The sequence below is a fragment of the Chitinophaga flava genome (assembly GCF_003308995.1).
Lineage (GTDB): Bacteria > Bacteroidota > Bacteroidia > Chitinophagales > Chitinophagaceae > Chitinophaga > Chitinophaga flava.
In genome coordinates this window covers 1,282,939-1,295,557 of record NZ_QFFJ01000001.1, presented here as the reverse complement: position 1 = coordinate 1,295,557, position 12,619 = coordinate 1,282,939, and the positions used below count along the sequence as shown (strand labels likewise).

9 protein-coding genes and 1 tRNA gene are annotated in these 12,619 nt (G+C 44.6%); 7 read left to right on the top strand and 3 right to left on the bottom strand.

The features are described from left to right. The first annotated feature begins 10 nt into the window (after window positions 1-10). From DF182_RS05055 to DF182_RS05045, 3 genes are all read left to right on the top strand, one after another. Window positions 11-1,006 (top strand): FecR family protein, encoded by a 996-nt coding sequence (locus DF182_RS05055; RefSeq protein WP_113614576.1) that lies wholly within the window; start codon window positions 11-13, stop codon window positions 1,004-1,006. Between the two features lie 44 nt (window positions 1,007-1,050). Continuing rightward, a complete protein-coding gene (locus DF182_RS05050) occupies window positions 1,051-3,621 on the top strand; it encodes a TonB-dependent receptor (RefSeq protein WP_113614575.1) in 2,571 nt (856 codons plus the stop codon). 171 nt (window positions 3,622-3,792) lie between these two features. Further along, window positions 3,793-4,545, top strand: coding sequence for a DUF4397 domain-containing protein (locus tag DF182_RS05045; RefSeq protein WP_113614574.1), 753 nt, complete (start codon window positions 3,793-3,795; stop codon window positions 4,543-4,545). Between the two features lie 100 nt (window positions 4,546-4,645). Here the strand turns inward: DF182_RS05045 and DF182_RS05040 are convergent, their stop codons facing one another. Next, window positions 4,646-5,764 (bottom strand): serine hydrolase domain-containing protein, encoded by a 1,119-nt coding sequence (locus tag DF182_RS05040; RefSeq protein ID WP_113614573.1) that lies wholly within the window; start codon window positions 5,762-5,764, stop codon window positions 4,646-4,648. Between the two features lie 718 nt (window positions 5,765-6,482). Between DF182_RS05040 and DF182_RS05035 the strand changes: the two genes are divergently transcribed. After that, a complete protein-coding gene (locus DF182_RS05035) occupies window positions 6,483-8,096 on the top strand; it encodes a right-handed parallel beta-helix repeat-containing protein (RefSeq protein WP_161964058.1) in 1,614 nt (537 codons plus the stop codon). A gap of 136 nt (window positions 8,097-8,232) precedes the next feature. On the opposite strand, the gene DF182_RS05030 is transcribed toward DF182_RS05035, so the two are convergent. Continuing rightward, window positions 8,233-8,598 carry a VOC family protein gene (locus DF182_RS05030; protein WP_113614571.1) on the bottom strand — a complete coding sequence of 122 codons (366 nt, stop codon included), beginning with the start codon at window positions 8,596-8,598 and terminating at the stop codon, window positions 8,233-8,235. 265 nt (window positions 8,599-8,863) lie between these two features. On the opposite strand from DF182_RS05030, the gene DF182_RS05025 reads away from it, so the two are divergent. Beyond that, a complete protein-coding gene (locus DF182_RS05025) occupies window positions 8,864-10,042 on the top strand; it encodes a hypothetical protein (protein WP_113614570.1) in 1,179 nt (392 codons plus the stop codon). 472 nt (window positions 10,043-10,514) lie between these two features. Here DF182_RS05025 and DF182_RS05020 read toward each other — a convergent pair. Next, a tRNA-Leu gene (locus DF182_RS05020) sits at window positions 10,515-10,598 on the bottom strand. Between the two features lie 163 nt (window positions 10,599-10,761). On the opposite strand from DF182_RS05020, the gene DF182_RS05015 reads away from it, so the two are divergent. Both DF182_RS05015 and fabF read left to right on the top strand, forming a co-directional pair. Then, a complete protein-coding gene (locus DF182_RS05015; protein ID WP_113614569.1) occupies window positions 10,762-11,316 on the top strand; it encodes a TetR/AcrR family transcriptional regulator in 555 nt (184 codons plus the stop codon). 12 nt (window positions 11,317-11,328) lie between these two features. Continuing rightward, complete coding sequence (fabF, locus tag DF182_RS05010; protein WP_113614568.1) at window positions 11,329-12,570, top strand: beta-ketoacyl-ACP synthase II; 1,242 nt, start codon at window positions 11,329-11,331, stop codon at window positions 12,568-12,570. Window positions 12,571-12,619: the final 49 nt, after the last annotated feature.

Genomic DNA, 12,619 nt, shown 5'->3' with positions numbered 1-12,619 from the left:
AGGAGAAAATATGATGGTAATACCTGATAACATAAAAGCAATTATTGTAAACAGGCTCCGGGGAAACATCTCACCGGAAGAGAGGAAAGCATTGGAAGATTGGCAGTGCCAACAATCTGTCGGAGATGAAGAGCTGGCCGAATATGACAAGGTATGGGAGGAAAGCGGCAACCTATTAAGCCAGCCACATTTTGATATAGCCAAAGCCTGGCAGTGTGTGGACCAGCAGCTGAAAGAAGCCAGGGTTGATGAAAATGCCGGAGGCCGCGTTGTCAGAATTCGGCGCTATTGGAGAGGGGCCGCTGCAGCAGCAGCCATTATCCTTGTAGCAGCTGGGTCCTGGTTGTTCTTCCATCAAACCGGCCGGCAGCAGGTAACATTGACCAAAGTTACCGCCGACGCCACCAATAAGTATTTCCGACTGCCTGACAGTTCGCTGGTGCTGCTCCGCAAGGGGGCTACCATCACTTATTCAGCTGCTTTTGGTCATAGCGACAGACTGCTTACGCTCTCCGGGGACGCCTTCTTCGATGTCGCTCCATATGAAAAAATCCCGTTCCGGATACAGACGGAAAGGGCTGTGATAAAGGTATTGGGCACTTCCTTTGTCGTGAACAACTCCGTCAATACTGACCGTGTAGTGGTAGTAACCGGAAAGATCATGTTCACAGACAAAATCAAGCCGGAAAACAAATGTATTGTTTCAGCAAAAGAGGAAATATCTATTACCGGCCATACGCTGGAAAAGAAGAATGTAAGCGACTCTAATTATCTGGCATGGCAAACCGGTATACTCCGGTTTACCAATACTCCCCTGAAAGTAGTGGTGAAAGAGCTTTCCTCCTATTACGGTAAAACTATCAAACTGAATGATACATTAAAAACAGGATCAGTAACATTAACGGCTAGTTTCGGTAAACAACCGTTGAAAGAAGTGCTGGAAGAAATTGCCGTCATCACCGGGCTGCAATACCGTCATCAGGAAGATAGTGTAACAATATATTGATCCTTTTGTAAATAGATTGTAATAGTAATTAAAGTAAATGATAAATGGTGGTATCCGCCCCGCTACGATACCCTAAAACAGGACTGAAACTACTACTGATACTGATTATCCTTGCCGGCAACATCAACGTCAATGCACAGACGGGGTTGCTCGGCAGAAGATTTGCATGCCATAAAACCCGCGGCACAATTACTTCTTTACTTGAAAAAATCAGCAACTATAGTGGAACTGTTATCGAATATTCCGGCGGATATCTTGACCAGGGAGGAGAAATGAGGCTCCGGGAGGAGGAAACATCTTTGGGTGCAGTTTTGAATGAACTATTGGCAGGCAAACAGGTGAAGATAGCAGAAAGGAACGGAAAGGTGATCCTGATTCCTTCGACGACCATACTGACAGCTGATAGTGTGGAAAATGAGTATACGTTGTTTGGTTATGTTACGGAAGAGAATAGTCTGGAGCCGATACCTTATGCCATGATAAAGGACCAGGAGTCCGGGCGTGTATGCCAGTCCAACAGGTTCGGGTATTACAGCCTGCGGCTGAAAGGTGGTCTTCATCACATCAAAGTAATATATGCCGGTTATCCTCCGGTAGTATCATCAGTATCTGTTAACAGTACCATCAGACGTAATCTTACCATGCGTGCAGCAGTGTTGCCGGAAGTGAAGGTGACACCAGGTTGTATGTTGCAGAAAGACGGAGGCTCCAGCCCGGAAAAGTATCTTTCTTCTGCCTATAATAATTTTCTGGGAGAGAGTGATCCGGTAAGGTCATTATACTTGTTGCCTGGAAATGTTGAGTCGCAGGAAACCACCGGTAAATTGATGGTACGTGGCGGAGATCCGGATCAGAATGCTTTTCTGCTCGACGGGAACCAGGTATTCAACCCTACTCACTTACTGGGGGAGTTGTCCATCGTCAGTGAAGGAGTGATGAAATCGATCCGGCAGTTTAAGAATGATTTCCCCAGCAGATTTGATGGTGCGTTGTCTTCCGTAACGGAAGTTAATACCAAAGACGGCAGTATGGATACCTGGAGCGGACAGGTAAATGCAGGGCTATTGGCAGGTGCGCTGGCGGTAGACGGGCCGCTGATAAAGGGACGTACCGCCATCGTGGCTTCCGTCAGAAAAAGCTGGTCAGACCCGTTGTTGAATGTACTCGACAGTAACTACCGGTTACGGTTCTACGATATTCATTTCAAAATCACGCATCTGCTGGATAGCAATAATAAAATAATGCTCAGCGGGTATATGGGTAAAGACCGGCTGGAGCTGAAACAGAACGATTATCAGAATCTGCAGGTATGGGGCAACAGGCTCGCTACGCTCAACTGGAACCACGTGCTCGGCGCCCGTTCTTTTGTGAACACCACCCTGAATGTAAGTAACTATCATAATCTGGCCGGTATGAAACTCATCCTCACCGATGATTCAACTGGGGAGGTGCTGGAAACAAAAGCGTATAACAATTACGCATCAGTAGAGCGCTATGAGGCCAGAACACAGTTTGAGATGAATGCATCTCCCAATCTGCAGTTCCGTTTTGGCGGCAAGGTACTACACACCGTCATTCATCCTTTCGGAACAAATATTTCAACGGAGCTGGGAGAAATGGAAGAGCGGTCCAAGCCCATGAAACCGCTGCCATTTACAGAAGCTTCCTGCTACTACGAAAATGAATTCAGGCTGGGCTCCCGCCTGTTGTTAAGACCGGGAGCGCTTTTCAGTGCTTACCGGTTCAGAGATTACCACTACAACTCATTGCAGCCACGATTATTTGCCAGCTACCGGATAGGGAAAAATCAGCAGCTGACTTTTTCCTTCGCAAGGATGGCCCAATACATGCACCAGGTATCAAGCCCCTTCCTCGGCATCAACAGCGAGTTATGGGTACCCAGTACCGCCATACTAAGGCCAGCCGAAAGTGATATGTTCAACCTCGGTTATAGTTTCAATGATAATAAAGGCAAGCTGTTATCTGCCGATATCTATTACCGGAAAATTAACAACGTCACCAATTTTGCAGAGAAAGGAAATATCTTTTACGATGAAGACACCTGGGAACGGGATATTGTTACCGGAAAAGGATGGAGCTATGGAGCAGAATTGCTGGCCGGAAAACGGTGGCGGAAGTGGCAGCTCCAGTTGTCGTATACCCTGGCTTGGAGCTGGCGGCAGTTTGAAGATGTGAATGATGATGAGAAATTTCCCTTCCGTTTCGATAGGCGCCATCATCTGAATATAGCGGCCAATTTCCGGCCCGATAAACACTGGGATATCGGTGCGGTGTGGTACTTCAGTTCAGGCGACTGGATGCTGCGGCCGATAGGTACGCTGCCCGGTGAAGAAAGTGAACCGTTCAGGTATGAAGGTACTTCCTACTATGATAAACGTGGTCCCAATTATCAGCGCCTTAATTGTAATGTGAACTATCGGTTTGTCACCGGGAAGCTGAATCACAAGGTTTCAACCGGTGTATATAATGCCTATCGCACTAAAGGATTGTATTCAACAGATAGCTTCAATACACACGACAATGGTAATGTTACTTTATCCGGCAGCAGGCTATTTAATCTAACCTACTATCTTTCCTATACATTGAATTTTTGAACGTTACCCTATCTTTTTTAAAAAAAATAAATCCCCGCGTAGGAAGTTATACTGATCTGCTGTTTTAACAGTAGAGAATCATGATCGTATTGTATGACATATTATCTGCAGCAGAAAACCAGCATTACACAATGCGCTGATCCGGAAAAATTCTAATAAATCAAAAAGTATATGAAACAAGTAAAAACTCAATCAGGGGCATCTCTGACAGGTATCTCCTGTGCACTGTTGGTAACGGTGGCTTTTATGTCCTGCAAAAAGAATAACGACCCCGTAACTCCGCCTGTTGCGAAAAACGCTGGTATACAGCTGGTACACACAGCCCCTAAAGTGGGCGACCTGATTGTGGAAATAGATGGGAAAAAACAACAGGAAAAATTACAGTTCCTGAATCAATCTAAAGCCTACATGAACCTGCCCTTTCAGAATGAAAGCATCCTGAAATTTATGCAGGATGGTAACAAAGTGATAGTGGACACAAAATACCGTCTCAACGATAAAGGAACCTATTCCTTGTTTCTATACGATACATTGCTGAATAATAAAATCAGGGCCGTATTGCTGAATGATAATCTCGCTAATCCTGGCAAAGGAAAGACCAGCATACGCTTCCTGCATCTGTCGCCCAATACCTCAGCTGTTGATATTGATATTTTCAAAGGCAGCGATAGTATCCGCCTGATCAATAATGTGGCCTATATCAGTGATAAACCGGATGTGGCAGCACTGTCTCCTTTTAAGTCAATCGCTTCCGGCGATTACAGGATGAAAGTGAAAACGAAAACCGGCACAACTAGTACAACCGTTCTCGATATCCCGTCTGTAAAACTGGTGGAAGGAAAAGTAGTAACGCTGTATCTCAGCGGATTGACCAAAGCCACAGGGGCCTTAGGGGTGGGGCTCCAGTTATGGCAGCACAGATAAACAACAGAGAACCATGTCCGGGGCTGTCCCATTATTGGGATGGCCTCTTTTAAGGTTCCCTGTTGTTTTCTTAATATTTTAACAAGAGTATTACTATCATCTACTCATACGCGGCTCTGGTAATATTGGCAGGGAATGCACCAGCCATCCCTTCAAAGCTCGTATTGGTTAAAGAAATTACGGTCAGCTCATTAACCGGATCAATGAACCAGTGATTACCATAAGCACCTCCCCACTGGATTGTTCCGTTTGCCTGTGGCGTCTGAGATGCTGTTCTATCCTGAAGAATTGCCCATCCATAACCAAATCCCCATCCAGGCCCCTGGATATCGTCCCTGGTACCTGTCTTGTCTGTCATCATTGTTTTCACAGTATCCTCATGGAGGAGAGGGGCTCCGCCTTTACGAATCGCTTCAAAGAATTTCAATAAGTCGGATGCTGTTCCGGTAAGGCCCGAGCCACCAGAGGGGTAGGATTTTTCATTGAAAACCCGGCTTGGGGCAAACCGGGTGACTCCCCCCTGGAATGGTACTTCAATACCATCGAACATTTTTACCGGTTCAGGTGTGCCATCCGCATAAGGAGTAACCAGCCGCTCTATGTCCATCACCCTGAATGAAGTATCATGCATCTGTAATGGCGTGGTAATAAATGCTGATACCAGCTCCGGTAAAGATTTTCCGGACACGATTTCCAGAATGTTTCCAAGGATATCAATGGCTAATGAATATGCCCAGTTGGTTCCTGGTTCAAATCCTAAAGGTGCTTTTACAAGACGGCTGAGGTTTTCTTCTATTGACAAGCCTGGCTGATCAATACCATCTGAGATTTTTAGTTGGTCATAAATACCGCCTATTGGTTCCAGACTACTATAACTAAGACCAGCGGTATGAGTCAGCAGTTGGTGGATGGTGATTTCGGGGGTACTACCGGTTTTTGTTTTGGGTTTAAAATCAGGGAGGTAAGTGGAAACAACATCCTGCAGTGTGATTTTACCGTCTTCTACAAACTTCATGACAACCGTGGATACTATCGGCTTTGTAATAGAAGCCAAGCGGAAGATGCTGTTTTCTTTCATGGGTAGATTTTTCTCCCTGTCTGCCAACCCCTCGGCCCGGTGGTAGACCAATCTGCCTTCTTTTGCCACTATCACTTCCGTACCTACTATTGTTTTTTTTTCGATCGCTTTTTCTATTACCTGATCAATTTGACTTTTCATTGGGTTTTAAATATTGGATTAAACGATTAACTAAAAATGGTATTGTAAAATGGTCAGCATAAAGATATTTATTTGGTCTATGGGTTGTATTTTAAATGTTGATTTATAATGCACTTGATAAGTACAGATTCAGGTTGCTTCTCAATATAGAGAAGTACAGGAATCAGGCTTTGGATTTTAGTTGTATTGATTTCTTTATCATAAAATCTTCAACCGATTTCGCTATGATAGCAGAGCCCTGAATATGTAATTAATATCTCCTTAAAAAAAGATCTTCCTGCTTAAGTCTTTCATTTTATTTGTACCTTACTCCCCGGTAATAATAACGGAACCAGTCTGAAGAACCGTGACTACAGAAAACTACCAATAAGCCCTGCTGTACTGAAAGGAAAGATACCTATCCATCAGGGAAATATTTCACGTGAGAAGAAAGGAAAATTCAGGCCCATGGTGCATTGTCAATCACTTGTTGAACACTAAAGTATTTAACCTGGCCAAATCCATATCATTTATGAATGCCTTATTTGAATCACCAGCAAACAATTTAATGTCTTTGCAAATGCAATAAGCGTTTTAAATGCCTTGTAGTTGAGACGAACAGTGTCGACTGTTGTCGCAGTGCCTTGTACAAAGCTGACTAATTATTTTATATAGTAAGCCACTTATTGCTGATGCAATAAGTGGGATGGAAACCTTTTGTTTATCAAATTCAACTCCTATGAGAAAACCTTATTTACCATTAAAAAAGATCTGTGGATCTTTACTTCTGTTGTGCATCCTCTATATCACGGGATGTCATAAGTCTGATGCTCCTGGCTCCCAAAAGGATTCCGGAGGTCCGGGTGATGCGGAGGCCGGTGCCTGGCCATTGTCGCCGCCTGCTGAAATCTGTGGTAATACACAATTACTGACAGGGCCTGCTGTTGCGCCGGCGGGTGCTATTTCTGTGCCGGCAGGTAATAACAGCGGTTTTGACTTTAAACGCGAAGGAGCTACTTTTTATCTGGAGTCTGGTGTGCATACAATAGGCGGTGATGCATTAAGCCAGATTATACCGGCTGACAATACCACGTTTATTGGCGCTCCTGGCGCCATCCTGGATGGTCAGCATGTCAATCAATATGCGTTTACACAACGGGCTGTCAATGTAACGATCCGTTATCTTACTATCCGCAACTTCATGGCGCCGCGCGACGAAGGTGTTGTAAACCATGATGCCGGCGATAAATGGACCATTGAGTATAATACCATCGCTAATAACAAAGGCGCAGGCCTGATGGTAGGGCCCAATAATATTTACCGTTATAATTGTATAAAAGATAATGGTCAATATGGTATTAACTCCTGTTGCGGAACTGAAACCAACGAGGTGGTAAATTTTGTATTGGACCATAATGAAATTGCGGGTAACAATACCGATGATTGGGAGAGCAAAATCGATGGATGTGGTTGTACTGGTGGCGTAAAGTTCTGGATCAACAAGAATACCACAGTGACTAATAATTGGGTGCATAATAATAAAGGGGTAGGCTTATGGCTGGATAATAATAATCGGGGTTTCGTGATTGAAAATAATTATATCAATGATAATGATGGAAATGGATTAATGATAGAAGCCGGTTATGATGCCAGGGTACGTTTCAATAATTTTAAGAAGAATGCAATCGTTGCTGGTAAAGAGAGTGCGAGAAAAGGCGATTATTTCCCTGTTCCTGCAATATATATTTCCGAAGCCGGCAGTCCGCGTGGATTTAATCTGAAAACTTCCCCCATGCTAATCAGCAACAATAATTTTGAGAACAACTGGGGTGGTGTAGTGTTGTGGGAAAATGCAAACAGGTATAGTGGCTCCAGCGCTAACACTCATAAGGCGGGCACAATAAAGATTAGAAACCTGTATGATGATTCTCCCTGCAAATCCGGTTTGCCGGATGTTATTCCTGGTAGCGTTGTAGATAAGTTTGTTTGTCGCTGGTCAACAGAAAATGTGGTGGTAGAGAATAATGAATTCAGAATAGATAAAGCGCTGCTGGGATGTACAGGAGGAAATTACTGCGGTATCAATGGAATATTTTCTGAGTACGGCACATTTCCTGAATTCAGTGGTTACCAGATTCCCTGGCGGATCACCTTTCAGCAGGATAATATCTTCCGTAATAATCACTATTACGGCGACTGGCAATTTGCCGGATTTGAAGTAACTACACCTGATGGCTCCCGTGTATCATGGAAAAACTGGACAGCCCCTGCACCACCCGTACCTGATAAGCCCTCAATAGATAACCGCCCTGGAACATTTGGGCAGGATAAGGGTAGTACTTATGTGAAATAGTCGGGTGGAAATGTAATTAATTTAAGGTGGAGGAGTCGCCATCCATAATTTTACGGGCAGGGATATTGTTCCGACAGGGCCGGAACAATATCCCTGCCCGTTTACAATGCAAGCCAAAGACTTGCAGCCTTTTCTATTATTCTACAGTCCAAACCGCCAGTTCATAACCGTCGGGGTCTGCAAAGTGAAAACGTCTGCCACCAGGGAATTTGAAGACATCTTTCACAATGGTGCCTCCTGCTGCAATGACCTTGTCTTTGGTTGCATCAAGGTCTTTGGAATAAAGCACGACAAGCATAGTGCCATTCACTGGTTTCCCCGGCATGAATCCACCATCCACGTGATCTCCTCCAAATGCCATATAGTCGGGACCGTAGTTCGTGAATTCCCAGCCAAAACTGCTGGAATAAAATTTCCTGGCACGATCGAGGTCTTCGGAAAGAAACTCGATATATTGTACCTGCTCGTGTTTGTATTTACTCTCTGATAGAGTGTTTGACATAAAAAAGTGGTTTCTGTGAAGATATTAAATTTAACCTATTAGTTGGGTCGAAGAGAACGACAAAATCGGCAAATACTATCTTTTCTAATTGCTGGAAATCAGATGTGGGATTGGTGATAATAATAATTGTGGCATACAACACATTAAAGCAATAAGTTTTGATATTTTGTAAGGCCGAATAAAGTAACATACTCGTGAAGCTTAGTGCTGTGTTTTTAAAGGCTTGCTGGTAAATTATAGAAAACGAATAATTCATTGTACTTAAATGCAAAAGGATAAAAATATTCCCGTAGTAGCTATCTGGAATGAAAAAAATAACCAATGGGAATCGGGCGAAAAAAATGCTGCAGAGAAAACAATCGGTATATGGAATTGCTGGCATGTAAAAGGACACCTGTGTGCTACTATTGATTATGGTGATGGTAATCCTCCATTTATGGTAAAACGTTTTCACCCCGATGGTACATTGGCGCAGGAAGGTAATTGGTATGGCGGGCAGATATGGTTGGGTACCTTTCGCTGGATAAAGAGTGAATATCCAACCAGTGAATATTTCCCCGCAGGTAGTGGCGACAACAATTCCATTGTATGGGTGACAGAGTTTGATTATATAGAGGGGGGTATCTATAATGCACAACGTTATTTTGATAAGCAAAACAGACCGGTTAGTATGACTGGCGACCGTGCGCCCCGGCGGCCGGCAGCTGTTCCGGCACGGGCGCACTATGTAAGCCAGACTTCTTCAAACAATGGGAAACCTGGTTGGGTAATGGGAGAAGTGGATGCCCAAACAGGAAAGTATATAGGTAATTATGTTGAATGGAACCTGCATGGTCATCTCACGGTAGAGCGGATTTATAGCCGGGAAACCTACGATCTGCAGGAAGAGCATATATATGAAAACAACGCCCGCTGGTGTTCTAAACTGTATCTGCCCAATGGGAAATCAACCCAAAGTTTTTATCATAAGAATATTGATCCACCCGTAGTTTCTGGTACCACGCTGTATAGTAATCTTTCACAAGACTGTACGAAAACTTATTTCAACAAGGAAGGCAGGGAGTTGTATGCTGTACGTTGGGAAGAAGTGAACGAATTACATGTAAGAAGGTATTATAACGGCGTATTAGTATTTGAAAGCATCCAGAGAGCAGACATCCATAAAGCGCCGGTTAGCGTAACCTACTTTTATGCCAATGGCGCTACATTGATAGACTATGCTTCCAATGGGGATGGGACAGGATGGTGGCATATGTATGATGAATCCGGTCAGGAATTAGGAAAACTGCAGGAATTGGAAGAAAAAGAAAGAAATGAAAATAATAGTTGGGGAAAGTTGTTTTTGCCTTTTTGGCGTTCTTATAAATGGAACACCGCTAAAACCGATTGGGAGGCGATAATTGAGAATTTTAATGCGATACAGCAAGATTGTAATACAGAATAGAAAAGAATAAATTAATTAATGTGATTCGTTTAACTGTTTACTATTGTACGAGCCAACAATCGCAGCAGCTTGTAAATCGTCCTACAAAAACTTATAAGATCATTTGAAGAGACGGAATACCTGCAGGGTTACAGTATCCATGCTTATCCCAAAGGAAAGAAATTTTTTGGTCCTTACTCGACTTCCCAGAAACGCTGCAATCATCCCTGACCTAACTAAGTCATGAATTAGTTTGTCCATCGCATTTGAAGTCATTTGCAAAATGGTGAGAAAGTGGGCCAAAGTGAAAGAAAGAATTACAACAGTCGTTGTGTCGTGCTGCTCAAACGTAAGACTGGCTGACAGTTTAGGAAAGAGGAAATAATTTTTCGTGTGTCAATTATGCGTCGTTAATAGTGGGCAAAAGTGGATAAAAGCGTACATTGACATAAATAAAAAAAGGTTGTAAGTTAATAACTTACAACCTTTCTAGTGCCCAGAACTGGATTCGAACCAGCACACCCTTGCAGGCGCTGCGACCTGAACACAGTGCGTCTACCAATTTCGCCATCTGGGCAACTGATATTGTGATCAGGGGAGTGCAAAGGTAAGCATTGATTTTAATTCACCAAATTTTTTTTGAAATAATGTCTAACTGACCCTTTTTCAAGGAGATAAAATAATCTTTTGTTTACTTACTAGTTAGTAAGTATCTTGCGCTTGATTTTTAACCTATCCACATGTCAGAGACAAAAGACAAGATAGTATCCCTCGCGGACAAACTCATCCGCGTAAAAGGTTTCAACGCCTTCAGCTACAAGGATATCTCCGATCCGCTGGAAATGAAGAATGCTGCCATCCACTACCATTTCCCGTCTAAAGCAGACCTGGGCATCGCCGTAGTAGATGATGAGATGGAACGTTTTTCCAGAAACACCACCGGCTGGAGCAAACTGCCGGAAGACAAACAACTGGCGAATTTATTCGATGTATTCCGTCGTCATTGCCATGCCGGCAATGTATGCCTGATGGGCTCTCTGGCACCGGACTACGAAACACTGACACCAGCCATGCAAACAAAAATACAGGCTATGGCAGATGCTATCGTAGAATGGGTAAGCCACCTCCTGGAACAAGGCCGGAAAAACAAACGCTTTCATTTTAAAGGCACAGCACGTGACAGAGCGCTGCTGGTGATTTCCAATCTTCAATCTTCTTTATTGCTATCAAGGGTCATGGGACCGGAAACATTCGACCGGATCAGCCACCAGCTGCTCGAAGACCTTTGTGCTTAAAAACTACCTATCATGAAAAGAGTTGTTATTACGGGGATGGGAGCCATTACCCCGCTTGGAAATAACGTAGCTGCCTTCTGGAACAATCTGGTGGCCGGCACCAGCGGTGCCGCCACTATCACCCGTTTCGATGCGGCCCGCTTCCGGACAAAATTTGCGTGTGAGCTGAAAGGTTATGATCCTGCTGCAACACTTGACAAAGCAGAGATCCGTAAAACAGATCCCTTCACACAATACGCCCTCTCCGCCGCCGCAGAAGCCATCAGCGATGCCGGCCTGGACTTCAGCACCATGAATCCTTTTGACACTGGCGTAATCTGGGGCTCCGGACAAGGAGGCATGCAAACCTTCGAAGAACAGGTGACCGAATATGTTACTGGTGACTATAATCCCCGCTTCAGTCCTTATTTTGTTCCCCGCCTCATCGGCAATATGGCGTCGGGCATGATCTCCATTAAATACGGACTGATGGGCATCAATTACACCACCGTGTCTGCCTGCGCCACTTCCAACACGGCTATCATGGACGCACTTAACTACATCCGTTGGGGTAAGGCTAAAGTGATGGTTACCGGTGGCTCGGAAGCACCTATCACGCCAGCCTCTGTGGGCGGTTTCTGTGCGATGAAAGCCATGTCTGCCAGAAACAACGACCCAGCCGTAGCTTCCCGTCCTTTTGATACAGACCGGGATGGTTTTGTAATGGGAGAAGGGGCCGCTGCGCTTATTCTGGAAGAATACGAACATGCCAAAGCGAGAGGAGCCCATATTTATGCAGAAGTAGCCGGAGCAGCCATGACAGCCGATGCATACCATATGACCGCCACCCACCCGGAAGGACTAGGTGCCTACCAGGCTATGAAAGGAGCCCTCGAAGATGCGGGCCTCAACCATAAGGAGGTAGACTATCTCAATGCGCACGCTACCTCCACACCGGTAGGTGATCTGAGCGAAATCGCGGCCATCACCCGCCTGTTCGGGACACAGCCCGACAGACTGCATATCAGCGCTACCAAGTCAATGACAGGCCATCTGCTGGGGGCCGCCGGCGCCATCGAAGCAATCGCCTGTGTGAAAAGCATTACCGACAGCATCATCCCGCCTACTATCAATACCACCACACTGGACCCGAAAATACCGGCAGGCCTGCAAATAGTATTGCAGAAAGCCGTGGAAAAAGAAGTGAAAGTAGCCATCAGCAATACTTTCGGATTCGGTGGACACAACGGGATTGTGGTATTCAAAAAAGTATAGACTTTCAAAGATCCAGCATGTATCTTGTGGGTTGATTATTCCAAATCAT

Bases quoted from the DNA above. Each gene is read 5' to 3' on its own strand.
- DF182_RS05055 (WP_113614576.1), top strand. From the start codon at position 11: ATGATGGTAATACCTGATAACATAAAAGCAATTATTGTAAACAGGCTC.
- DF182_RS05045 (WP_113614574.1), top strand. From the start codon at position 3,793: ATGAAACAAGTAAAAACTCAATCAGGGGCATCTCTGACAGGTATCTCC.
- DF182_RS05015 (WP_113614569.1), top strand. From the start codon at position 10,762: ATGTCAGAGACAAAAGACAAGATAGTATCCCTCGCGGACAAACTCATC.
- DF182_RS05050 (WP_113614575.1), top strand. From the start codon at position 1,051: ATGGTGGTATCCGCCCCGCTACGATACCCTAAAACAGGACTGAAACTA.
- DF182_RS05035 (WP_161964058.1), top strand. From the start codon at position 6,483: ATGAGAAAACCTTATTTACCATTAAAAAAGATCTGTGGATCTTTACTT.
- DF182_RS05040 (WP_113614573.1), bottom strand. From the start codon at position 5,764: ATGAAAAGTCAAATTGATCAGGTAATAGAAAAAGCGATCGAAAAAAAA.
- DF182_RS05025 (WP_113614570.1), top strand. From the start codon at position 8,864: ATGCAAAAGGATAAAAATATTCCCGTAGTAGCTATCTGGAATGAAAAA.
- fabF (WP_113614568.1), top strand. From the start codon at position 11,329: ATGAAAAGAGTTGTTATTACGGGGATGGGAGCCATTACCCCGCTTGGA.
- DF182_RS05030 (WP_113614571.1), bottom strand. From the start codon at position 8,598: ATGTCAAACACTCTATCAGAGAGTAAATACAAACACGAGCAGGTACAA.